This window comes from Winogradskyella haliclonae (genome assembly GCF_014635865.1).
GTDB lineage: Bacteria > Bacteroidota > Bacteroidia > Flavobacteriales > Flavobacteriaceae > Winogradskyella > Winogradskyella haliclonae.
Map to the genome: position 1 here is coordinate 493,250 of NZ_BMDQ01000001.1, position 23,933 is coordinate 517,182.

A 23,933-nucleotide genomic window follows, 5' to 3' on the forward strand; every position below is an offset into this window, starting at 1 on the left:
TCTATTTAGAGAAAATCTATATAAGCATATGATAAAGGTTTCTGAAACAGCAAAGCAAAAAGTCGTGCAATTGATGCAAGAAGACGGCTTTAGTGCTTCTACAGATTATGTAAGAGTTGGTGTAAAAAGCGGAGGTTGCTCAGGCTTGTCTTACGATTTAAAGTTTGACAAAAACCAAGAAGAAGGCGATAAAGTTTTTGAGGACAACGGTGTAAAAATTATCGTCAACAAAAAAAGCTTTCTATACCTCATAGGCACAACTCTAGAATATTCCGGAGGACTTAACGGAACTGGTTTTGTATTTAATAACCCTAACGCCAATAGAACTTGCGGCTGTGGCGAATCATTTTCGCTATAAACTTTTCTAAAAACTTCCTTTTTAAGGAAAGATTTCAAAAAAATATAAGATGTCAAAATATACTGAAGACGATTTAAGAGAAGAATTAAAAACCAAAGAGTATGAGTATGGCTTTTATACAGATATTGAATCTGAAACTTTTCCTAATGGTCTTAACGAAGATATAGTAAGAGCAATTTCTAAAAAGAAAGAAGAGCCAGAATGGATGACCAACTGGCGTCTTGAAGCTTTTAAAGTTTGGAAAGAAATGACTGAGCCAGAATGGGCAAACGTACATTACCAGAAACCAGATTTTCAAGCTATTTCTTATTATTCTGCACCAAATAGCAAACCAAAATACGATAGTATTGATGAGGTTGACCCAGAGTTATTAGCCACTTTCGAAAAACTAGGAATTTCTCTTGACGAGCAAAAGAAGCTCGCAGGTGTTGCGATGGATGTGGTTGTAGATTCGGTTTCTGTTGCAACGACTTTTAAAAAGACTTTAGCAGAAAAAGGGATTATTTTTATGAGTATCTCAGAAGCTATTCAGGAACATCCTGAATTAGTGAAAAAATATATCGGCACTGTCGTTCCTACCAAAGATAATTTTTATGCAGCACTAAATTCTGCTGTGTTTAGTGATGGTAGTTTTTGTTACATTCCAAAAGGTGTACGCTGCCCAATGGAACTTTCTACTTACTTCCGTATTAATCAAGCTGGAACTGGACAATTTGAAAGAACTTTAGTAGTTGCTGATGAAGGCAGTTATGTAAGTTACCTTGAAGGCTGTACTGCACCAAGTCGTGACGAAAACCAACTGCATGCTGCAGTTGTTGAGCTTATTGCACTTGACGATGCAGAGATAAAGTACAGTACTGTACAAAATTGGTATCCAGGAAATGCAGAAGGAAAAGGCGGTGTATATAACTTTGTAACCAAACGTGGGCTTTGCGAAAAGAACGCAAAAATATCTTGGACTCAAGTAGAGACAGGAAGTGCTGTTACATGGAAATATCCTTCTTGTGTTTTAAAAGGTGACAATTCTATTGGCGAATTTTACTCTATAGCAGTCACAAATAATTACCAACAAGCAGATACAGGTACTAAGATGATACACTTAGGTAAAAACACCAAGTCTACTATTATATCAAAAGGTATATCTGCAGGTAAATCTCAAAACTCTTATCGTGGATTGGTACAAATTAGCTCGCGTGCAGAAAATGCACGTAACTTCTCGCAATGCGATAGTTTATTAATGGGTAACGAGTGTGGTGCTCATACGTTTCCATACATAGAGGCTAAAAACAAATCTGCTCAAATAGAACACGAAGCAACTACTAGTAAAATTGGTGAAGACCAAATTTTCTATTGTAATCAACGTGGTATTGATACAGAAAAAGCCATTGCACTAATCGTAAACGGATTTAGCAAAGACGTATTAAATAAACTCCCTATGGAATTTGCTGTTGAAGCTCAAAAATTACTTGAGATTTCTTTAGAAGGTTCTGTTGGATAAAATATATACAACCATGAAAAAATTAATCATTTTATTAGCAATTACTTTAACTTTTTCGTCATGTAAAGACTTTAAAGAAGGTGTAAAGGATGGCTATAATGATGCTCAAAAAGAAGCTGAGGCTTCAAAAAAAGAAGGTATAAAGCTATATACTCTTGATGGTGGTACTGTAATAGTAAATATGCTTGAAGTATTCTCTCAAGACACAACTTATACTGGCCAAACCAAAATTTTTGCAGATGCATTTTATATTATAGAGCATCCTAAAGGACGATTATTATGGGATGGAGGTTTAGCTGAAGGGCTTGTAGGTCAAGAACCATTTACAACACCAAATGGTGCATTTACTGTATCACGTAAAGATTCTGTAGTGTCTCAATTAGCAGAACTAAAACTAACACCAGAAGATTTCGATTATATTTCTGTATCGCATACACATTTTGACCATACCGGTTCTGCTTCAAAATTTGCTAAATCAACTTGGTTGGTTCAAGAAGCAGAATATGATTTTATAACTAGCGAAGAACAGAAAAAAGGAGATAACTATCCTCCAATCGCTGTATTAACTAAGATTCAAAAACTTAATGGAGACCATGATGTTTTTGGAGATGGCACAGTAGTTATTAAGTCAATGCCTGGACATACACCAGGACATCAAGTATTGTTTTTAAAGTTGGAAAATGCTGGTAATATATTACTTACCGGTGATTTATATCATTTTCAAGAAAATAGAGATTCTCGTGGTGTTCCTAGTTTTAATTTCGATGTAGAAATGACATTAAAAAGTATGGATGCTTTTGAGGCTTTTGCCAAGGAAAACAATGCAGATGTTTACATTCAGCATAGCAAAGACGATTTCAATAGATTACCAAAATACCCAAAGTACCTAGACTAATGATAAAACATATTTTCACAGTTCTTTTATGCGTTACACTATTTGTTTCGTGTAAAAATGATTCGAAAACTGAAACGGTAAATACAGATGCTGAGGTTTCAAAATCTTATGATCAAAATGATGGTCTTATTACATTGAAAGGCGATTTTATATATGACGAAAATCAGAATGCCGCAGTTATTCAAACACAGAATTCTATCTACGGTGTTGTTATCGACGATAATATGAAAGCCTTAAACGAAAAGGTTAAAGCGTTCAAAAAAGAACCAACAGATATGGTACCCGTTACAGTTAGGGCCAAACGCTTTGCAAAACCTGAAGGTGAAGAAGGTTGGCCTTTTAGACTAGAAATAAAAGAAACAATTATAGTCGAAGCACCTAACCCAGAACAAAACGACGTTATAAAAATAGAAAACTAAGTAAGATTATGTTAAAAATAAATAACCTTCACGCTAGTGTTGAGGACAAACCAATTTTAAGAGGTATTAACCTAGATGTTAAGCCTGGCGAAGTGCATGCAATCATGGGTCCAAATGGTTCTGGAAAAAGTACCTTGGCTTCAGTCATTGCTGGTAAAGAAGACTATGAAGTAGAAGATGGCGAAATTATCTTAGATGGTGAAGATTTAGAAGAGTTAAGTGCAGAAGAGCGCGCGCATAAAGGTATATTTTTATCCTTTCAATATCCTGTAGAAATTCCTGGGGTTAGTGTTACTAACTTTATGAAAACTGCTATAAACGAAACTCGTAAAGCAAAAGGCTTAGAAGATATGCCAGCAAATCAAATGCTAAAGCTTATCCGTGAAAAAGCTGAACTATTAGAAATAGATCGTAAGTTCTTATCGCGTTCTTTAAACGAAGGTTTTTCTGGTGGTGAAAAAAAGCGAAACGAGATTTTTCAAATGGCAATGTTAGAGCCAAAATTAGCCATATTAGACGAGACAGATTCTGGTTTAGATATCGATGCATTACGCATTGTTGCTAATGGTGTTAACAAACTAAAATCTAAAGACAATGCTGTTGTTGTAATTACACACTACCAACGTCTTTTAGATCATATTGTTCCAGATTTTGTACATGTTTTATACAATGGACGCATAGTAAAATCAGGAACTGCTGAGTTGGCTCATGAGTTAGAGGCTAAAGGTTACGACTGGATTAAAGAAGAAGTAAACGCTTAATTAATAAGCACATGGAATTAAAAGAAAAACTAGTATCGTCTTTCATGGCTTTTGAAAATACTGTAGATGTAGATTCTTCGGTGCATGATATAAGAATAGATGCTATGAAAGCATTTGAAGCTCAAGGGTTTCCTCATAAAAAGCTTGAAGCGTGGAAATACACCTCTTTAAAATCTATTTTAAAACATGATTTTAGTGTATTCCCAAAGGAAAATGAAGCTTTAGATTATAAAGACATCAAGAAGTATTTTATTCATGATATAGATGCTTACAAAATCATATTTGTAGATGGAAAGTACTCTTCTCATTTGTCTGCAACCACACATGATGGTATTGATGTTTGCTTAATGTCTTCTGCATTAGCTAAGCCAAAGTATAAAGTGATTATTGACAACTATTTCAATAAAATAGCCACAAAAGATGGACTGTCTTCTTTAAATACAGCGTTTTCTGCGGAAGGTGCTTACATCCATATTCCTAAGAATAAAGTGGTTGAAAAACCTATACAAATTATTCATTTTTCCACCGGGAATGAAGCCGCTTTAATGCTTCAGCCAAGAAATTTGATTGTCGTTGATGAGAATTCTCATGTTCAGATTATTGAAAGACATCAGAGCTTAACGGAAAACCCTGTACTTACTAATAGTGTTACTGAAATTTTTGCAAATAAGCGCGCCATTGTAGATTATTACAAAATTCAGAATGACAAGCAATCCGCATCTCTTATAGACAATACATTTGTCAATCAAAAACAAGAAAGTATCGCTAAAGTTCATACCTTTTCTTTTGGTGGAAAATTAACACGTAATAACCTTAATTTTTATCAAAACGGTGAACGTATAGATTCTACAATGAAAGGTATTACTATCATTGGCGATAAACAGCATGTTGACCACAATACTTTAGTGCATCATATAGAGCCTAATTGCGAATCTCATCAAGATTACAAAGGTATTTTTGATGCTAATTCTACTGGCGTATTTAATGGTAAAGTTGTGGTTGAAAAGGAAGCGCAAAAAACAAATGCTTTTCAGGCTAACAATAATATTTTAGTAAGTGATAAAGCAACAATAAACACAAAACCTCAATTAGAAATTTTTGCGGATGATGTAAGATGTACGCATGGCTGTACTATTGGACAATTAGACGAAAGTGCCATGTTCTATTTACGTTCTCGAGGCATTCCTGAAAAAGAGGCAAGAGGGTTGTTAATGTTTGCATTTAGTAACAACGTATTAGATTCTGTGAAAATTCCTGAAATTAAAAGTAGAATCACAAAACTAATCGCTCAAAAATTAGGCGTAAATATCGGGTTTGATTTGTAGATGAGTACAACTCAAAAACATATTGACTTTCATGTCGAAGCTATAAGAAAAGACTTCCCAATTCTCAATAGAGAAGTCAATGGTAAGCCTCTAATATATTTCGATAACGCCGCCACATCGCAAACACCACAACAGGTGATTGATGTCATTGTCGATTATTACAGTAATTATAATGCTAATATTCATCGTGGTGTACATGCTTTAAGCCAAGAAGCCACTGACGCTTATGAGCAAGCTCGTATAAAAATCCAGAAGCATTTTAATGCCAAACATGCACATGAAATTATATACACTTCAGGCACTACGCATGGTATTAATTTAGTGGCAAATAGCTTTTCTTCTTTATTAAAAAAGGGAGATGAAGTCATCGTTTCTGCTTTAGAACATCACAGTAATATTGTGCCTTGGCAAATGTTATGTGAGCGTACAGGCGCAACGCTTAAAGTTATTCCTATGAATACGGATGGAGAATTAATTTTAAGTGAATTCGAAAGGCTTTTAAATGCAAACACCAAACTGGTTTTTGTGAACCACATATCTAATGCATTAGGTACAATTAACCCTATCGAAGCCATCATAGAAAAAGCACATGCTGTTAATGCTGCCGTTTTAGTTGATGGCGCACAATCTTGCCCGCATATACGACCAGATGTACAAGCTTTGGATGTAGATTTCTATGTGTGTTCTGCTCACAAAATATGTGGTCCAACAGGTGTTGGTATGTTGTACGGAAAAGAAGAATGGCTGAAAAAATTACCACCTTATCAAGGTGGTGGTGAAATGATTGCTGAAGTCTCTTTTGAGAAAACCACTTATGCAGATTTACCTCATAAATTTGAAGCTGGGACACCAAACGTCTGCGGAGGTATTGCTTTTGGTGCTGCTTTAGATTATATGAACGCCATTGGTTTTGATGCTATCGCCAGTTACGAAAACGAGCTGTTAGAGTATGCTACTAATCAAATGCTTCAGATAGACGGCTTAAAAATTTACGGCACAGCCAAAGAAAAAACATCTGTAATCTCTTTTAATGTCGGCAATATTCACCCTTACGATATTGGTACTATACTTGATAAAATGGGAATTGCTTTACGTACGGGTCATCATTGTGCACAACCTATAATGGACTTTTATCAAATTCCTGGTACTATTCGTGCGTCTTTTATGTTTTACAACACTAAAGAAGAAATAGACACTTTTATTGCTGCACTTAAAAAGGCAGTCATGATGTTATCTTAAACTTTGGCATCAAAAGTGTAACTTACACTTTTAAAATACCTTTATTATGAAATTTTTATTCAGTTTAGTGACCTTAGTCTTTTTAACAGGGTCATGTAATTCGCAAAAGGAAGCAACAACAAATTCTAAAGCGTCTAGTGCAGCTTCAGTAGCAGAAAAACAAATGATATCAGATAAACAAAAAACTATTGGTCAAAATTATGATGTTGCAGTTATATATGAAGCGCGTTCAAGAGGTTTTGCAAAGTATGCCTATATCTCTAAAGCTAAAGTAATGCTATCAGAAGACAGAAGTCTTCAAAAAATGGACAATTATGTATGCGATACTAAAGACTGGGAAGATATAGAGCAACTACTAGATGCTATTGAAAGAAAAACATTTCAAAATCTTAAAGCTCCAACAGATAAACGACTCTACGATGGCGCAGCTCATACGACCTTATCTATCAAACAAGGTGACGTCGTATATATGACACCTACTTTTGACGAGGGTTTCCCACCAAAAGAGATTGAAAAACTCGTTAATAAAGTGTTAGCAATAGCTGAGAAAGTAAAAAAACAGTAGTAATTTTGTTTCCAAAGAATTAGCAATGACAATTGAAGAGATTCAAAACGAAATTATTGACGAATTTTCAATGTTTGACAATTGGGAAGAACGTTACCAATACATGATTGATTTGGGGAAAACACTTCCTCTTATAGATGACATCCATAAAACGGATGACAATATTATTAAAGGTTGCCAGAGTAAAGTTTGGGTCCATGCTAATATGAATGATGACAAAGTGGCTTTTACAGCAGATAGCGATGCTATTATTACTAAAGGTATTATTGCCATTTTAATTCGTGCATTTTCTAATCAGCATCCCACAGCTATTATTGAGGCAAATACCGATTTTATAGATAAAATTGGGCTCAAAGAGCATTTATCACCAACTAGAGCTAATGGCTTGGTCAGTATGATAAAGCAGTTAAAAATGTATGCCATAGCATACCAAACACAATTGAATTAAAAATGAGTGAAACAACAATAGATACAAATGCACTTGGCGAAAAAATCGTGAAGGTCATAAAAACCATTTACGACCCTGAAATTCCTGTAGATATCTACGAACTTGGATTAATATATGATGTTTTTGTAAACGAAGATTTTGATGTAAAAATCTTAATGACCTTGACATCTCCAAATTGTCCTGTAGCAGAAACTTTGCCACTAGAAGTTGAAGAAAAAATAAAGTCTATAAACGAGGTTAAAGGCGCTGAAGTAGAAATTACATTCGATCCGCCTTGGTCAAATGACTTAATGAGTGAAGAAGCCAAACTAGAATTAGGAATGTTATAACCCCACAATTATGAATGTCACAGGAATTGATGCTATCGCTTTTTACGTTCCACAACTTTATGTGTCAATGGGTAATTTGGCAGAAGCCAGAGGTATTCCTGCAGAAAAACTAAAACGTGGTCTGGGCTTACAGAAAATGGCTGTGCCTAATATTGATGAGGATGCAGCAACATTTGCGGCAAATGCACTTTTAAATTTAATTTCTCAAAATAATATAAGACCTAATGACATTGGTCGTGTTTATTTAGGTACCGAAAGTGCTGTCGATGGTTCTAAACCAACAGCAACTTATGCCGTTGAAATTGTAGAAAGAGAATTAGCAAAAACTTATGGAGAACGCAGTTTTAAAAATTGTGATATTCTAGATATGACCTTTGCATGTGTTGGAGCTGTTGATGCATTACACAATAGTCTTGATTGGGTAAAACAAGATAAAAGTAGAAAGGCTGTGGTTATTGCTTCAGACTTATCTAAATACGATATAAATTCTACCGGTGAGTATACTCAAGGCGCAGGAGCAGTTGCTGTTTTAGTAAGTCATAATCCTTCTATTTTATCTATAAACAATACTTGGGGTGTAGCGTCTAAAAGTGAAGGTGATTTCTTTAAACCTCGACGCACGTATAAAAAGGCTGAATTATTAAAATCTGTACTTACAGAACTTAACATTGATGCTTCTGCAGAAACAATTGATACGTTCATAAAGTCTACATCCTCACAGTTTTGGTCAGATACTAATGAGGTTGTAGAAGTCTTTAAAGAAGAACCTGTTTTTGATGGTCAATTTTCTAATACGTGTTATGCCGATAGAATAACCGAAGCTTTAGAACATTTTAATACCCAGAAAAAAACAGATTTTGCAAATAGCTGGAACCAGATGGTATTTCATTTGCCTTATGCTTATCACGGTCGCCGTATTATTTTTGATAATTGGTTGAACTGGATAAAAGAAACTCCTATTTACAAAGCTTTAATCGAAGAAGTGGGCAAGCCTGAAGATACTGATGCAAAAACTTGGCAAAAGAGCGCTTATAAATCTAAACTTTATAGTGACTTTATTTCAGAAAATATTTCTGCTGGCGAAATAGCATCATCCGAGATTGGTAACATGTATACCGCATCAATATTTATGTCGCTATTGAGTTATTTATCTCATAGTTTAAATACTTCCAAAGAAATCTTAGGTGATACTATTGGGTTTATTGGTTATGGTAGTGGTTCAAAATCTAAAGTTTTTGAAGGCACTGTTCAATCAGATTGGGCTTCAAAAATTAAGACCATAAAATTGTTCGAATATTTAGAACATAGAACCTCAATTGATGTAGAAACCTATGAAAAAATTCATTGTTCTAAACTAGAAAAACCAGTCTTTAACGGCAGTAAAATTGCCTTAAACTACGTTGAGAAAGAAGATACTAATTATGGCTTAAGGCGCTATAAAGTCAATGAATAATGCCAGATGAAATTATAAATAGGGTAGCTAATAGTAAGCTACAAGTTGTTGATTTAGAAGACTTTTATCCTGAAGGAAAACGCATTGCCTTTGATATTAAGGATTGGTTATTTGAAGGCTTAGTGCTTCGTGAAAAAGACTTTAGAAAACATGTTGCTGAGCACAATTGGTCTCAATATCAAAATGCTTATGTCGCATTGTATTGCTCAACAGATGCCATTGTACCTGATTGGGCATACATGCTAATTTCTCTTCAGCTTCAAGATATTGCAAAATTGAGTGTAATAGGCAATTTAGACCATTTAGAATCCATTATTTACGCACATATAATTTCAGAATTAGATACTTCAGCTTATAAAGATATGCCTGTTATTATCAAAGGCTGTTCCAATAAACCAGTGCCAGCAAATGCTCTTGTTTTATTATCACAAAAATTAAAACCTGTTGCCAAATCTATTATGTTTGGTGAAGCTTGTTCTTCTGTGCCATTATACAAGAGAAAAAAATAGTCTGAGTTTTATATAACTAAGTACTTCATTTCTTACAATTACTATATTTGTATAACAATCCATAAAACTTTTAACTTATGAAGATCAAATTTATTTTATCATTAATACTCGTAATAACCTTTAGTTTTGGGTTTTCTCAAACTAAAGAAGAATTACAAAAGCAAAAAGACGAAAAGCAAGCTGAGGCTGACAAATATCAAGGTGAAGCAAATGCATTGCAAGCTCAAATAGATGCCTTACCAGGTTGGCGCGTTGGTGCTTTTGGAACTATTGGAGGAAGTTTAAGCAACTTTAACAATTGGTATGCACAAGGTGCTCCAAATAACTCTTCTGGTAGTATTGGTTTTACAGTAAATGCATTTGCTAATAAAATAGAAGACACCTATTTCTGGAGAAATAGCTTAAACTTAAATCTTAACTGGACAAAACTAGATGACGAAGACAATCCTTTAGATAGTGATGATTTTGAGCCAACAACTGATGTTTTTAACCTGACATCACTTTATGGACAGAGGTTAAATGATAAATGGGCTGTTTCTGGATTAATGGAATACAGAACAACATTATTAAATAACTTTAACGACCCTGGTTACCTTGATCTTGGTGTTGGCTTTACTTGGACACCAATTACAGATTTAGTTGTTGTAATCCATCCTGCTAACTACAACTTTGTATTCTCTAGCGGTGACACTGTTTTCGATTCTTCTTTTGGTGCTAAAATCGTAGCAGATTATACGAAGCAATTAGGTAAAGTAAAATTTAAAACTAACCTATCAGCTTTTCAAAGCTATAAAGATAGTGACTTGTCTAACTGGACATGGATTAACTCTTTTAGTTATACTTTATGGAAAGGTATTGGTGTCGGTTTTGATTTTGGGCTACGTAGTAATAGACAAGAAGCTGCTAACTTCCAAGGCACTACTTTAGAAGCAGCCGATAACGATTTACAATCGTATTACACCATTGGTATGAGTTATAATTTTTAAAAAATAACCGTCAAATAAAAAGAGATCTCAATTGAGACCTCTTTTTATTGAATATCTTCAACGTCAGGATATAAAAAATGATTGTACGGAAAACGTGTCACATGTATTTCTCGGACTTCTTTGTACACACGCTTTCTAAACTCGTCTAAGTTTTCTTTATTTAATGCAGAAATAAACAACGCATTATCGCCAATTTTAGACATCCATGTTTGTCGCCATTCATCAATAGAGTAATTGGCTTTTGTTCTCTCTATGATTAAATCTTCTTCATCATAGGGTTGCGCTTCATAAGCATCAATCTTATTAAACACCATAATGGTTGGTTTGTCTTTACTTTGTATCTCGTCCAAAATCTGATTCACAGATTCAATGTGTTCTTCAAAATTAGAATGCGAAATATCTACCACATGCAATAATAAATCCGCTTCTCTAACCTCATCTAAAGTACTTTTAAAAGACTCTACAAGCTGTGTAGGTAGTTTTCTAATAAAACCAACCGTGTCACTAACTAAGAAAGGCAAATTGCCAATCACTACTTTACGAACTGTTGTGTCTAAGGTTGCAAAAAGTTTATTTTCGGCAAAAACCTCAGACTTACTAATGACATTCATCAATGTAGATTTACCAACATTGGTATAACCTACTAAAGCCACACGTACCATTTTGCCTCGGTTGCCACGTTGCACAGCCATTTGCTTATCAATGGTTTTAATCTTAGCTTTTAAAAGCGATATTTTATCGCGTACAATACGCCTATCTGTTTCTATTTCTGTCTCACCAGGACCACGCATACCAATACCTCCTTTTTGACGTTCAAGGTGAGTCCACATGCCTTTTAATCGCGGTAATAAATACTGGCATTGCGCCAATTCTACTTGAGTACGCGCATAACTCGTTTGCGCGCGCTGAGCAAAAATATCAAGGATAAGATTTGTCCGATCAAGAATTTTACAATTTAGGATTTTACTAATATTACGTTCTTGAGCCGGAGATAATTCGTCATCAAAAATAACAGTGCCTATTTCGTGAGCTTTTACAAACTCCTGCACATCATTCATCTTACCGCTACCAATAAAAGTTTTTGGATTAGGCATATCCAGTTTCTGAGTGTAACGCTTTACGACTTCTCCTCCTGCAGTATAGGTCAAAAACTCAAGTTCGTCCAAGTATTCCTTAGATGTAATTTCATCTTGGTCTTTGGTCACAATTCCTATAAGCACAACCTTCTCCAGATTGGTGTCTTTTTTTTCTAGCATAGATTAGTGTAGTGCCTTAAAATTAAATAAGGCTTTAAATCCGTTTTGTTTTGGAATATTTAAAGTGCAAATTTAGGCAATTGCCTCATATCAATTTATCAATTTTAGTCATATCTTTAGCCTTATGAGTAACAAATACACGATTGCATTTTATAATATAGAAAACTTGTTCGACACAAAAGATGACGAACATACTAATGATGATGATTTTTTACCAACTTCTGCCAAACGTTGGACCACCAAACGCTATGAGAAAAAACTAAAGAAATTAGGTCGGGTTATTTCACAAATTGGCGAAGAAGATGTTGATTTTCCGCCCGCAATTGTAGGCCTAGCTGAAGTTGAAAATAAATACGTGGTGAAGGATTTGATTAAAAGCAAATATCTAAAACATTACAATTACGATATTGTGCATTACGACTCCTCTGATGAACGCGGTATTGATGTGGCCTTGATTTATAATGCTGATGTGTTTAAAGTTTCACATTCCGAACCTTTTGCAGTTTACCTTACAAAAGAAGATGGAAGTCGTGATTATACAAGAGATGTTCTATTAGTTACCGGTCGTTTGAATAATGAACAAGTACATATTATAGTTAATCATTGGTCGTCAAGACGTCAAGGACAGCAAGAAACTGAACACAAACGACTGACTGCGGCGGATACTGTTAATCGTATTATTGAAGTCTTACAAAAAAACTATGATGATCCAAAAATCATTGTCATGGGTGATTTTAACGATACACCTCAGAATAATAGTTTGCTATCTATAGAAGAGAAATCAAATCTCTATAACCCATTTAAAAAAGTTTCTACTCAAGAAAAAGGGAGCTTAAACCATAATTTTGAATGGCATTTGTTTGATCAAATTTTAATATCTACCAACTTTTTTAATGCTACTTCTACCCAATTCAATTTATCTGAAGCAGATGTGTTTAACTCAAAATTCTTAACGCAATACCATGGTAAATACAAAGGGCAACCTTTTAGGACATATGTAGGTAAACGTTACAAAGGCGGTTATAGCGACCACTTCCCTGTTTATATTGAATTGAAAGAAGACGGCTAAAAATGAAACATTTCTATTGTACAATTTTGTATCTGTATTGTCTTATTGGCTTCTCACAACAAGACCCACAATACACCCAATACATGTACAATATGCCTGTGATAAATCCAGCTTATGTTGGTGCTACAGAAAATCTAAATCTTGGTCTATTATATCGCAATCAATGGACAGAAATTGATGGTGCGCCACAAACAAGCACTTTTTTTGGTAACTTTAAACTCTCTGAAAATATAGGTGCTGGACTTTCTATTATTGCAGATCAATTAGGCCCCGTAAAAGAAACTAATGTTTATGCAGATATAGGTTATACCATAAGCCTTAAAGAAAATCATAAACTTGCATTTGGATTAAAAATAGGAGCTACATTCCATGATATTGGGCTAAATAATTTAATTGTTTTTGACCCAAACGACCCTTTTTTTAGTGAAAACATAAACAGTACAACCCCAAATATTGGCGCTGGAATATTCTACTTTACTGAAAACTATTATGCAGGTATTTCTGTACCTAATCTTTTAAGCTCAGTGCATCTCAACGCTAATGGTAATCGTTTAGGATCGGAGATTCAACACTTTTTTGTTACTGGAGGTTACGTGTTTGTATGCTCTGAAAAGGCCAAACTAAAGCCTTCATTTTTAGTTAAGTCTGCCTTTGATGCCCCTTTGTCTTTTGACTTAAATACCAATGTGCTTCTATACAACAAACTTGAACTTGGCATTTCTTATCGTAATGACGATTCGTTTTCTGGCTTAGTAAACTTTGCCATAACACCAAAACTCAACATAGGATATGCTTACGATGCAATTACGTCAGACATCAGAGAATTTGCACTGTCTTCTCATGAAGTATTGATACGCTACAGTTTTACTAAAAAAGAAACCCGAATTAAATCTCCTCGCTTTTTTTAGTTACCAATTTTTGAATGGATATTGGCTTAAATTAGAGTTGTAATATTTAACATCTCCCGTCACTTCTTCTCCTAGCCATTCAGGTTTTTCAAAGGGTTCTGTTTCAGAATTAAGCTCTATTTCGGCTATAATTAATCCTTCGTTATCTCCATAAAATTCATCAACTTCAAACATATGATTTCCAACTTTAATCTCATATCTAGTTTTATCAATAATCCCTTTTTCGCAGAGTACTAATAAAGCTTCGGCGTCTTCTTTAGAGATGTCTTTTTCCCATTCAAAACGGCTTAAACCATCCGATGAAGATTTTCCTTTTACAGTTAAAATACCTTTATCTTTTTTTAACCGAATCCTAACGGTTCGTTCTGGGTGGCTATTTAAAAATCCCTGTTTTATCTGGTAAGAATTAGAAGATGCGTCTTTAAAAGCTTCAGATTTTACTAAAAATTTTCGTTCTATTTCAGTCATAATATTGCCTAAATTTACAGTATGTCTAACGATTTACCAATCCGAAAAATAATTCATGTAGATATGGATGCCTTTTATGCATCTGTAGAACAGTTAGACAATCCTGAGTTGCGAGGAAAACCTATTGCTGTTGGTGGCGGTGGCAAACGTGGTGTCATCAGTGCTGCTAGCTACGAAGCTCGTAAATTTGGTGTGAGAAGTGCCATGTCTGGTCGTCTGGCAGAAAAATTGTGCCCAGATCTTATTTTTGTGAGAACCAACTTTGCACGCTATAATGAAGTGTCTCAAAACATTAGAAAAATATTTCATGAGTATACCGATTTAGTCGAGCCACTTTCCTTAGATGAAGCCTATCTCGATGTGACCGAAAATAAAATAGGAATGCCTAGTGCATCAATTATTGCTCAAGAGATAAGGCAACGTATTTTTGAAGATACTGGCTTAACAGCTTCTGCTGGTATTTCTATTAACAAATTTGTAGCTAAAGTGGCTAGCGATTATAACAAGCCTAACGGTCAAAAAACGGTAAACCCTGAAGATGTTTTACAATTTTTAGAGGATTTGGATATCCGAAAATTCTATGGTGTCGGTAAAGTCACAGCCGAAAAAATGTACCAAAAAGGCATTTTTACAGGTAAAAATTTAAAGTCTAAATCATTGGAATACCTCACTGAAAACTTCGGAAAATCTGGCAGCTATTACTACTATATTGTTCGCGGCATCCATAACAGTCCAGTAAAGCCAAACCGTATCCGAAAATCTCTAGCCGCTGAGCGCACATTTAGCGAAAATCTGTCTTCAGAGGTTTTTATGCTCGAAAAGCTGAATCACATTGCTGAAGAGGTTTCTAGACGATTAGACAAAAGCAAAGTAGCAGGGAAAACAGTAACACTAAAAATAAAGTACAGCGACTTTACACTACAGACTCGCAGCAAGACATTGCCTTATTTTATTAGTGATAAAGCCATTATTTTAGAAACTGCTAAAGATTTATTGTATCAAGAAAAGTTAAATAATTCTGTTCGCCTTTTAGGCATCTCTCTATCTAATTTAAATACTGAAGTTACAAAAAAGAAATCCACGGAAAAGCAAAAGAAATCTGTTAGCGTACAGTTAAAATTTGAGTTTTAAAAAAAGCCCTTGTATTAATTCATGTAAATTGTAACCACTATGAAGACAAAACTATTACATGCATCTCCTGTACTGCCTAGTCAAGATATTGATAGAGATGTGGCTTGGTATGAAAAATACCTTGGATTTTCACTCTTATACAAAGACGCAATGTATGCCGTTATGCGAAGAGAAAATATCTACTTTCACTTACAATGGCATGCCGACACTGAAGACGATCCTTTACTTGGCGGTTCTGTGATGAAAATATTTGTTGATGATATACAACCTATTTTTGAAGAATTTGTTGAACGTGGCACTATAAAACCTGAAAAACTGAGACTAAAAACCGATTGGGGTACCAGCGAGTTTGGTTTTTATGACTTGAATACTAATGCTATTTTCTTTGTTCAAGATTTATAAGCCTTTTTTAACACATCGTCAATCATGAAACTACTAAAGCTTTTTATCTCAATATTTACTTTTTCGCTTGTTTTATCATGTGACGAAAAGGTAAAAACTCCTGAAGTTGATAATAAAACAACACAAACCGAAGCCATAAAAGAAGGTGTTCAGCCATTTGCTAAAGACATCTTTTCGAAATTTACCAATGTTAGAGATTTTACAATAAATAGAGATGAAACCGAAGCCTATTTTTCGTTGCAAAGCCCAGCGCGAGAGTTATCAGTAATTATGAAAATTGAAAAAGTAAACAATCGTTGGCAAGCACCAGAAATTACAAACTTCTCAGGCAGGTTTACCGATTTAGAACCCTTTTTATCACCAGATAACCTCAAACTTTATTTTGTGTCTAACAGACCCTTTTCAAAAGATAGTACAAATACTAAGGATATGGACATTTGGTATGTGGAGCGCGCAACAATAACTGATGCTTGGTCTACCCCTAAAAATATTGGTGCGCCTATTAATACTGATGGTGATGAGTTTTACCCTGCTGTAGCTACCAATGGCAATCTTTATTTTACGACCATAAAAAAAGAGCTAGAATCTGCAGATGATATTTTTATGAGTAAATGGGAAAACGGCACATATACTGAACCTGTAATTTTAGGTGAAGGCGTTAACACAAAAGGTGCGGAATATAATGCCTTTATTGCTCCCGATGAGTCTTACATTATTTTTGGTGGTTGGCGACGCACAGATGGATTGGGCTCTGGCGATATGTATATATGCAAAAATGTAGATGGCGAATGGACAAAAGCCGAAAACCTTGGAGAAAAGATTAATTCTAAAGACATGGAATTTTGCCCTTTTGTAAATAACGAAACACTTTACTTTACTAGTCGTAGAAGTAACGTTACAAAAAAAGAAGATGGCTATACAAATGCTGAAGAATTACTCTCAGAGATTAACAGATACGATAATGGAGCCAGCAGGATTTATAAAGTGGATTTTAGCAGCCTTTTAAATGATTGATTTGACTTTCTAAAAGTTTACCACGAACTTCGTTATCGACCGATAAAATCAATTAAAACTGAATTTATCTAAGCATTAGCTGCAAGCAAAAAACTATGATTCGACCATACATACCAGAGGATAAAGAGAGTTTACTAAAAATATTTAAGCTTAACATTCCTAAATATTTTGATACAAACGAACTAAATGATTTCAAAGAGTATCTTGAAAAAAAGTCTAATACTTATTTAACAATAGAACTGGATAGTAAAATTGTTGGCGGGACTGGTTACTATGTCAATGGAAATGATAAATCTGGACGAATTACTTGGATCTTCTTTGATCCAAATTATTCTGGGCAAGGGTTAGGAAAGCAGTCTGTAGAATACTGTTTAAAACTGCTACGCGAAGATAGTAGAGTAGAAAAATTTATTGTAACCACTTCCCAGTTAGCATATAAGTTTTTTGAAAAATTTGGTTATGAAATTATTCGAGTTGAAAAAAATTATTGGGGAAAAGGGCTTGATTTGTACGAAATGGAAAAAATCAACAAATGAAAATCAGAAAAGTAAAAATTCAAGATATTAATAAATTAGCAGAAATCGGAAAACGAACTTTTTTCGAAACTTTTTCATCTGAAAATAGTGAAGAAAATATGACCGAATATTTAGAAAACAGATTTTCTTCCAAAAAACTAAGAACTGAACTCGCTGACCCAAATGCTGAATTTTATTTTGCAGAACTTGATAGTAAGATAATAGGGTATTTAAAAGTAAATAGCGGAAAATCTCAAACCGAGATACAAGATGAAAACTCACTTGAAATTGAACGGATTTATGTGTTAAAAAAGTTTCACGGAAAAAAAATTGGACAAATTCTTTATGAAAAAGCTGTTGAGTTAGCGAATGAAAAAAAGGTGGAATATATTTGGTTAGGTGTTTGGGAAAAAAACCCTAGAGCAATCCGATTTTATAAAAAAAATGGATTTGTAGAATTTGACAAGCATATTTTCAAACTTGGAGATGATGAACAAACAGATATAATGATGAAACTTAAACTAAATTAAAAAGCCAGTAGCTAACAACTTGTATAATTCATTGCTAGTACTTACCTATTTCTTAAAATCCTCGCGGACTTTCTATCTGTGATTTATTTGCTAACTTTAGTACCTAAACCACGCAACGAAATCATACACAAAACCGATAACGAAACTCCCTAAAAATTACAACTCTCTATTTCAGTAACTCTCAAAGTATTTACCATACCCTTATCTTTTATTGGCATCGCCGCTAAACTAATGAGCATATCACCAACGCCCAGGTAGCCTTTTTTACAAGCAATAGCATTAACGTCTTCAATGGTTTCATCTGTGCTCACAAACTTATCGTAATGAAATGCTGTAACACCCCAAAGTAAACTTAAGCGTGTTAACATGCGTTTATTTGAGGTAAACACTAAAATATGTGCCGAAGGTCGCCATGCCGAAATTTGAAACGCTGTATAACCACTATTAGTTAATGTTGAAATCGCTTTAGCATCTATCTCATTTGCCATTTTAGCAGCATGATAACAAATAGATTTAGTAATATATCTTTTGGTACGGATATGTGGCGGTAATTGTGGCACTTCAATCAACGAAGAGTCCTCAACACTACGGATAATATTGGCCATTTGACGTATCACTTCTACTGGGTATTTACCCACAGAGGTTTCACCGGATAACATTACCGCATCTGCACCATCCATAACAGAGTTAGCCACATCATTAACCTCAGCACGTGTTGGTGTTAAACTAGAAATCATGGTTTCCATCATTTGTGTCGCAATAATTACAGGTATGCGTGCACGTTTTGCACGATGTACCAATTGCTTTTGTACTAATGGGACTTCTTCCGCTGGGATTTCGACACCCAAATCACCACGAGCTACCATTAAGCCATCACAATAGGCTACAATCTTATCGATATTAGCTACTGCTTCTGGTTTCTCGATTTTTGCTATAATTGGAATTTTCTCTTTACTATGCTCACTAATTAACTTCTGGAGCTCCATTAAATCCTCGGCATGTCTTACAAAAGATAGTGCTATCCAATCTACATCTTGACCAATTGCAAAAACGGCATCTTCAACATCCTTTTCTGTTAATGCGGGCTGAGAAATATTTGTATTTGGAAGGTTAACCCCTTTTTTAGATTTTAATGGTCCACCTTGAATAACTTTGGCTTTTACTTCAGATTTTCCGTTAGTAGAAACAACTTCGAAAATTAATTTTCCATCATCTAAAAGAATACGTTCGCCTGGTTTTGCATCTTGAGGAAACTTATCATAAGTCATGTAAACACGCTCTTTAGTGCCTTCAAAACGTTTTCCTGTAGCAAAGACTATTTCATCTCCAGGGTTAACAACAACCTCCTCTTTCATAGTACCAACACGTAATTTTGGACCTTGTAAATCTGCCAAAATTGCTGCGTTATAGCCATATTCTTCATTAAGGTCACGTATCATCTTAATTCTCTTTTTTACACCTTCATAATCGGCATGAGAAAAGTTAATTCTAAACACATTTGCGCCTTCTTCTAACATTTGTTTTAAAACACTCTTACTGCTTGTAGCTGGACCAAGCGTAGCTACTATCTTTGTTTTCTTATTCTTCATTAATTCTAAAAAATTAAATGTTCCTTCGATTTTATTTTAGTCAAATCTACAGCGTAACTCGTAATAATTTGAGGTACGTTTTGTAGCTTACTAATCATCAGTTTTTCGTTAATTTGTTGCGTTTCGTTAGATATTTTTATAAAAAAATCTACTTGTTTTAATTCAGGAAGCAAATTATACGTTTTGGTTACCCTTTTGTCCTCACTAAATAAAACACCACTACTAGATAAGCTCTCTTCTTCCTTTTTACAAATATTTGCAATAAGATTCCAAGTTGTATCACCAGAGACATTGTAATACTCATATACAGCATATGATGACGAAGTGTAATTTAGGTCCAAATCTTTTTCCTTTCGTTCTAAATTGATACCCAAAAACTTATTAATCATATACGCCAATCGGTAATCTTCTAACCCGCAATGAATGGCAATAAGCACGTACGAATCGTCATAAAAATCATCAACTAAAAGCTTATGCATTGCCATATTCCTATTTGCAAATAATTAGGTAAATATAAGGTATAAAATTAGGGGAAATATTAAGTTTATATCAAACTTAAGAGAATAAAATTACGAAAACGTTTGCGCTAAATGATAGTGCTTTAGGGTAATTAAGTGTGTGTCTTTATCTGTCCTTGGAACGCAAAAAATGCACGCTTCGATGCTTTTTCTTCAGCCTTCTTTTTAGAAGTTGCACGACCTTTTGCTACCACTTTGTCATCAATACTCAACTTAACTGCAAAATGCTTTAGCGCATCATTCCCTGTGTCTTCATAGACTTCATAGTCAAAGGTCTTTTTCTCTTTTTGACACCATTCTATCAATAAACTCTTATAGCTAATCACTTTACCTTCGAGTTTTTCTATATCGACATGCGGAAGAATAACATTTTTATAAATAAACTTCTCACAAGCTTTATAACCTTTATCTAGGTATATGGCACCAACAATAGCTTCGAAAAGATTGCCGTGAATATTACTGCCAAAGTTATCTTTTGGTATTCTACTGGTTACCAAATCAATAAGTTTTAGCTCTCGTCCTAATTCATTTAAATGCTCACGACTTACTACTTTAGAACGCATCTTTGTTAAATAACCTTCATCGCCATGGGGTACTTCATTAAAAAGATAAGAGGCAATTACAGAACTAAGCATAGCATCACCTACAAACTCTAAACGTTCGTAATTAATAGGATTACCTTTTTTGTCCTTAATATTCATAGAACGATGCGTAAATGCCTTAATGTAGAACGATTTGTTTTTGGGTTTAAACCCAAGAATCTGTTGAAGTTGTAAAAAAAAATTCCCGTCTTCTTCAGAACGGGAATTTTTTAATATGTTACGAATGAAGCTCATTCGGGATTTAGTCTAATTTCTTGAATAATACACAAGCGTTGTGACCGCCAAATCCAAATGTATTACTCATTGCTACTTTAATATCACGTTTTTGAGCTTTATTGAGTGTTAAATTCAATTCTGGATCTATGTTTTCATCAACTGTTTCATGATTGATGGTTGGTGGGATAATACCATGCTCTATTGCCATTATAGAAGCAATAGCCTCTATAGCTCCAGCAGCACCTAGTAAGTGACCCGTCATAGATTTTGTAGAATTAATATTAATCTTCTTAGCGTGGTCGCCAAATACTTCAGATATAGCTTTTAATTCTGCAACATCGCCTAAAGGCGTTGATGTTCCATGTGTGTTTATATGATCTACATCTTCAGGATTTAAGCCAGCATTATGCAAACAATTTTTCATTACCGCCATAACACCTATCCCATCTGGATGAGGTGCCGTCATATGATAAGCATCAGAGGATAAACCTCCACCAACAACTTCAGCATAAATTTTTGCGCCTCGAGCTTTAGCATGCTCGTACTCTTCTAAAACGATAGCTCCCGCACCTTCACCTAAGACAAATCCATCTCGATTTGCATCAAAAGGTCTTGAAGCTGTTTCTGGGCTATCATTACGAGTACTCATGGCGTGCATAGCATTAAAACCACCCATACCAGCAATGGTCACAGCGGCTTCACTTCCTCCTGTAATTACAACATCACAATGTCCTAAACGAATATTGTTTAAAGCATCTATCATTGAATTAGCAGAAGAGGCACAAGCAGATACCGTTGTATAGTTAGGTCCCATAAATCCATATTTAATAGATATGTTTCCTGGTGCTATATCGGCAATCATTTTGGGAATGAATCGTGGGTTAAATCGTGGCGTTCCATCACCTTTGGCATAGTTTAACACTTCTTCTTGAAATGTTTCTAAGCCTCCAATTCCAGCGCCCCAAATGACACCCACTCTTAATTTGTTGACAGCATCTAAATCAAGTTTTGAGTCTGCAATTGCTTCATCTGAAGCTACCATTGCGTACTGCGAAAACTTATCCATTTGCCTTGCTAACTTTCTGTCAATAAAGTCAGTAACGTTAAAGTTTTTTACTTCACAAGCAAATTGTGTTTTGAACTTTTCAGCATCAAAATGTGTAATTGGTGCAGCGCCACTCTTTCCATTAACAAGACCATTCCAATATTCATCTTTGGTATTGCCAATAGGTGTAAGTGCACCTAAACCGGTAACTACAACTCGCTTTAATTCCATAAAATTTAGTTTGTTATTTTGCTTCTTCTATATAAGAGATAGCTTGACCAACTGTTGCAATATTTTCAGCTTGATCATCTGGTATTTGAATATCGAATTCTTTTTCGAATTCCATGATTAACTCTACTGTATCCAATGAATCTGCTCCTAAATCGTTAGTAAAGCTAGCTTCTGTTACAACTTCGTTTTCATCAACACCTAATTTGTCTACGATAATCGCTTTTACTCTTGATGCAATGTCTGACATAATCTTTTAGTTTTTAAGTTTTAATTAGAGGGCAAAAATAAAAAACTTTATTTTAAAAAATAGTTTTACCAGTAAAATGTGCCTCTTACAGATAAAAATAGAAATAAGTATTTAATTTTTGAGCCTAATTGTTAATTATTATTCTTTTTTTTGTTTGAGTAATCTAATCATGATTAACTGTATATGAAACGTATTGTAATCTTTGCGTCCGGCTCGGGAAGTAATGCTGAAAATTTGATAAAGTTTTTTCAAAACAGTGAACATGCGTCTGTTATTCAGGTACTCACTAACAATCCTCATGCCAAAGTGTTAGACCGCGCCAAACGCCTTGGTGTATCTGCTTTGTCGTTCAATAAAACAGCATTTACAAAAACCGAAGATGTGCTTAACCTTTTAAAAGTATCTCAACCGGACCTCATTGTTTTAGCAGGTTTTTTATGGAAATTTCCTGAAAACATTCTTAAAGAGTTTCCGAATAAAGTCATTAATATTCATCCTGCGCTTTTACCAAACTATGGCGGAAAAGGCATGTATGGCATGCATGTTCATAGAGCAGTTGTTGAAAATAATGAAGCCGAAACTGGTATTACTATTCACTATGTGAACGAAAACTATGATGAAGGCGCTATTATTTTTCAGGCAAAATGTGAGGTTTTGACTTCTGATTCTGCTGAAGATGTGGCTTTAAAAATCCATGAATTAGAAATGGAGTACTTCCCTGAAGTTGTTGATAGACTTTTAAATGAGTAAAAAGAAAACAAAATATTATACTGTTTGGAAAGGGCATCACACAGGTGTTTTTGAATCTTGGGATGATTGCAAAGCTCAAATTAAAAACTTTGAAGGCGCACAATACAAATCTTTTGCAACTTTTGAAGCTGCAAAAAAAGCATTAAAAGGTAATTATAAGGATTACATCGGTAAATCTAAAACCTTTAAAAGCGAACTTTCTGATGAGCAGCTTAAAAAAATAGGGCAACCAAATTATAATTCTATTTCAGTCGACGCAGCTTCTAGTGGTAATCCCGGAAAAATGGAATATCGCGGCGTAGATACCAAAACCAAAAAACAACTCTTTATCCAAGGGCCTTTTGATGAAGGCACAAATAATATTGGTGAATTTTTGGCCTTGGTACATGGTCTAGCATTTTTAAAACAACACAAGAGTGACCGTATTATGTATACCGACTCTCGCACAGCAATGAGCTGGGTGCGAAAAAAAACATGTAATACTAAGCTAGAACGTAACGAAAAAAACAAACCAGTTTTTGAGCTTATAGACCGTGCTATAAAATGGTTAGAAACCAATTCTTACAAAACCACAATTGTAAAGTGGGAAACCAAAGCTTGGGGCGAAATCCCAGCGGATTTTGGTCGTAAATAATCTTTTCCATAAAATTTAACAGC

The 23,933-nt window shown here is 34.7% G+C and carries 29 protein-coding genes; 22 read left to right on the plus strand and 7 right to left on the minus strand.

Annotation, left to right across the window (positions count from 1 at the left end):
• The first annotated feature begins 28 nt into the window (after positions 1-28).
• The 13 genes from IEV10_RS02220 (at position 29) to IEV10_RS02280 (ending at position 10,785) form a co-directional block, all read left to right on the plus strand.
• Positions 29-358: a HesB/IscA family protein gene (locus tag IEV10_RS02220; protein ID WP_188373061.1), complete on the plus strand. Its 330-nt coding sequence runs from the start codon at positions 29-31 to the stop codon at positions 356-358.
• 49 nt (positions 359-407) lie between these two features.
• Positions 408-1,856, plus strand: coding sequence for a Fe-S cluster assembly protein SufB (gene sufB / locus IEV10_RS02225; protein WP_188373062.1), 1,449 nt, complete (start codon positions 408-410; stop codon positions 1,854-1,856).
• Between the two features lie 13 nt (positions 1,857-1,869).
• Positions 1,870-2,751: an N-acyl homoserine lactonase family protein gene (locus IEV10_RS02230; protein WP_188373063.1), complete on the plus strand. Its 882-nt coding sequence runs from the start codon at positions 1,870-1,872 to the stop codon at positions 2,749-2,751.
• Positions 2,751-3,170, plus strand: coding sequence for a hypothetical protein (locus IEV10_RS02235; protein WP_188373064.1), 420 nt, complete (start codon positions 2,751-2,753; stop codon positions 3,168-3,170). The genes IEV10_RS02230 and IEV10_RS02235 overlap by 1 nt, the downstream gene beginning before the upstream one ends.
• An 8-nt stretch (positions 3,171-3,178) precedes the next feature.
• Entirely contained in the window at positions 3,179-3,931 is a 753-nt protein-coding gene (sufC, locus tag IEV10_RS02240) for a Fe-S cluster assembly ATPase SufC (protein WP_188373065.1), read from the plus strand.
• A gap of 11 nt (positions 3,932-3,942) precedes the next feature.
• On the plus strand, positions 3,943-5,256 hold the full coding sequence (sufD, locus tag IEV10_RS02245) for a Fe-S cluster assembly protein SufD (protein ID WP_188373066.1): 1,314 nt from the start codon (positions 3,943-3,945) through the stop codon (positions 5,254-5,256).
• A complete protein-coding gene (locus IEV10_RS02250; RefSeq protein ID WP_188373067.1) occupies positions 5,257-6,495 on the plus strand; it encodes an aminotransferase class V-fold PLP-dependent enzyme in 1,239 nt (412 codons plus the stop codon).
• A gap of 46 nt (positions 6,496-6,541) precedes the next feature.
• Positions 6,542-7,060, plus strand: coding sequence for a hypothetical protein (locus tag IEV10_RS02255; RefSeq protein ID WP_188373068.1), 519 nt, complete (start codon positions 6,542-6,544; stop codon positions 7,058-7,060).
• 25 nt (positions 7,061-7,085) lie between these two features.
• Positions 7,086-7,508 (plus strand): SufE family protein, encoded by a 423-nt coding sequence (locus IEV10_RS02260; RefSeq protein ID WP_188373069.1) that lies wholly within the window; start codon positions 7,086-7,088, stop codon positions 7,506-7,508.
• Positions 7,509-7,510: 2 nt separating this feature from the next.
• Positions 7,511-7,837 (plus strand): iron-sulfur cluster assembly protein, encoded by a 327-nt coding sequence (locus IEV10_RS02265; protein ID WP_188373070.1) that lies wholly within the window; start codon positions 7,511-7,513, stop codon positions 7,835-7,837.
• Positions 7,838-7,847: 10 nt separating this feature from the next.
• A complete protein-coding gene (locus tag IEV10_RS02270; protein ID WP_188373071.1) occupies positions 7,848-9,290 on the plus strand; it encodes a hydroxymethylglutaryl-CoA synthase family protein in 1,443 nt (480 codons plus the stop codon).
• Complete coding sequence (locus tag IEV10_RS02275) at positions 9,290-9,799, plus strand: DUF2480 family protein (protein ID WP_188373072.1); 510 nt, start codon at positions 9,290-9,292, stop codon at positions 9,797-9,799. Before IEV10_RS02270 ends, IEV10_RS02275 begins: the two co-directional genes overlap by 1 nt.
• A gap of 77 nt (positions 9,800-9,876) precedes the next feature.
• Positions 9,877-10,785 (plus strand): DUF3078 domain-containing protein, encoded by a 909-nt coding sequence (locus IEV10_RS02280; protein ID WP_188373073.1) that lies wholly within the window; start codon positions 9,877-9,879, stop codon positions 10,783-10,785.
• Between the two features lie 44 nt (positions 10,786-10,829).
• On the opposite strand, the gene hflX is transcribed toward IEV10_RS02280, so the two are convergent.
• Positions 10,830-12,041, minus strand: a complete 1,212-nt coding sequence (gene hflX, locus IEV10_RS02285; RefSeq protein WP_188373074.1) for a GTPase HflX — start codon at positions 12,039-12,041, stop codon at positions 10,830-10,832.
• A gap of 124 nt (positions 12,042-12,165) precedes the next feature.
• On the opposite strand from hflX, the gene IEV10_RS02290 reads away from it, so the two are divergent.
• Both IEV10_RS02290 and IEV10_RS02295 read left to right on the plus strand, forming a co-directional pair.
• The gene (locus IEV10_RS02290; protein WP_188373075.1) at positions 12,166-13,110 is read left to right on the plus strand and encodes an endonuclease/exonuclease/phosphatase family protein; all 945 of its coding nucleotides are present in this window, start codon (positions 12,166-12,168) and stop codon (positions 13,108-13,110) included.
• A 2-nt stretch (positions 13,111-13,112) separates the two neighbouring features.
• Positions 13,113-14,018, plus strand: coding sequence for a PorP/SprF family type IX secretion system membrane protein (locus IEV10_RS02295; protein WP_188373076.1), 906 nt, complete (start codon positions 13,113-13,115; stop codon positions 14,016-14,018).
• On the opposite strand, the gene IEV10_RS02300 is transcribed toward IEV10_RS02295, so the two are convergent.
• Positions 14,019-14,486: a CYTH domain-containing protein gene (locus IEV10_RS02300; RefSeq protein WP_188373077.1), complete on the minus strand. Its 468-nt coding sequence runs from the start codon at positions 14,484-14,486 to the stop codon at positions 14,019-14,021.
• A gap of 21 nt (positions 14,487-14,507) precedes the next feature.
• On the opposite strand from IEV10_RS02300, the gene dinB reads away from it, so the two are divergent.
• From dinB to IEV10_RS02325, 5 genes are all read left to right on the plus strand, one after another.
• On the plus strand, positions 14,508-15,617 hold the full coding sequence (gene dinB / locus IEV10_RS02305) for a DNA polymerase IV (RefSeq protein ID WP_188373078.1): 1,110 nt from the start codon (positions 14,508-14,510) through the stop codon (positions 15,615-15,617).
• Positions 15,618-15,656: 39 nt separating this feature from the next.
• Positions 15,657-16,019 (plus strand): DUF8817 family protein, encoded by a 363-nt coding sequence (locus IEV10_RS02310; RefSeq protein WP_188373079.1) that lies wholly within the window; start codon positions 15,657-15,659, stop codon positions 16,017-16,019.
• Positions 16,020-16,043: 24 nt separating this feature from the next.
• Positions 16,044-17,033: a TolB family protein gene (locus IEV10_RS02315; protein WP_188373080.1), complete on the plus strand. Its 990-nt coding sequence runs from the start codon at positions 16,044-16,046 to the stop codon at positions 17,031-17,033.
• A 95-nt stretch (positions 17,034-17,128) separates the two neighbouring features.
• Positions 17,129-17,569, plus strand: a complete 441-nt coding sequence (locus IEV10_RS02320; protein ID WP_188373081.1) for a GNAT family N-acetyltransferase — start codon at positions 17,129-17,131, stop codon at positions 17,567-17,569.
• Entirely contained in the window at positions 17,566-18,078 is a 513-nt protein-coding gene (locus IEV10_RS02325) for a GNAT family N-acetyltransferase (RefSeq protein ID WP_188373082.1), read from the plus strand. Before IEV10_RS02320 ends, IEV10_RS02325 begins: the two co-directional genes overlap by 4 nt.
• Before the next feature lie 149 nt (positions 18,079-18,227).
• Here IEV10_RS02325 and pyk read toward each other — a convergent pair whose 3' ends face one another.
• The 5 genes from pyk to IEV10_RS02350 form a co-directional block, all read right to left on the minus strand.
• The gene (pyk, locus tag IEV10_RS02330; RefSeq protein WP_188373083.1) at positions 18,228-19,667 is read right to left on the minus strand and encodes a pyruvate kinase; all 1,440 of its coding nucleotides are present in this window, start codon (positions 19,665-19,667) and stop codon (positions 18,228-18,230) included.
• Between the two features lie 5 nt (positions 19,668-19,672).
• On the minus strand, positions 19,673-20,146 hold the full coding sequence (locus IEV10_RS02335; RefSeq protein WP_229719569.1) for an IPExxxVDY family protein: 474 nt from the start codon (positions 20,144-20,146) through the stop codon (positions 19,673-19,675).
• A 131-nt stretch (positions 20,147-20,277) separates the two neighbouring features.
• Positions 20,278-21,021 carry a ribonuclease III gene (gene rnc / locus IEV10_RS02340; RefSeq protein ID WP_188373085.1) on the minus strand — a complete coding sequence of 248 codons (744 nt, stop codon included), beginning with the start codon at positions 21,019-21,021 and terminating at the stop codon, positions 20,278-20,280.
• A 7-nt stretch (positions 21,022-21,028) separates the two neighbouring features.
• Positions 21,029-22,279, minus strand: a complete 1,251-nt coding sequence (gene fabF, locus IEV10_RS02345) for a beta-ketoacyl-ACP synthase II (RefSeq protein ID WP_188373086.1) — start codon at positions 22,277-22,279, stop codon at positions 21,029-21,031.
• A 13-nt stretch (positions 22,280-22,292) separates the two neighbouring features.
• Positions 22,293-22,526, minus strand: coding sequence for an acyl carrier protein (locus tag IEV10_RS02350; protein WP_008269813.1), 234 nt, complete (start codon positions 22,524-22,526; stop codon positions 22,293-22,295).
• Between the two features lie 183 nt (positions 22,527-22,709).
• Between IEV10_RS02350 and purN the strand changes: the two genes are divergently transcribed.
• Both purN and IEV10_RS02360 read left to right on the plus strand, forming a co-directional pair.
• Positions 22,710-23,276, plus strand: a complete 567-nt coding sequence (purN, locus tag IEV10_RS02355) for a phosphoribosylglycinamide formyltransferase (RefSeq protein ID WP_188373087.1) — start codon at positions 22,710-22,712, stop codon at positions 23,274-23,276.
• Positions 23,269-23,910, plus strand: a complete 642-nt coding sequence (locus tag IEV10_RS02360) for a ribonuclease H1 domain-containing protein (RefSeq protein WP_188373088.1) — start codon at positions 23,269-23,271, stop codon at positions 23,908-23,910. Before purN ends, IEV10_RS02360 begins: the two co-directional genes overlap by 8 nt.
• The last annotated feature ends 23 nt before the right edge of the window (positions 23,911-23,933 follow it).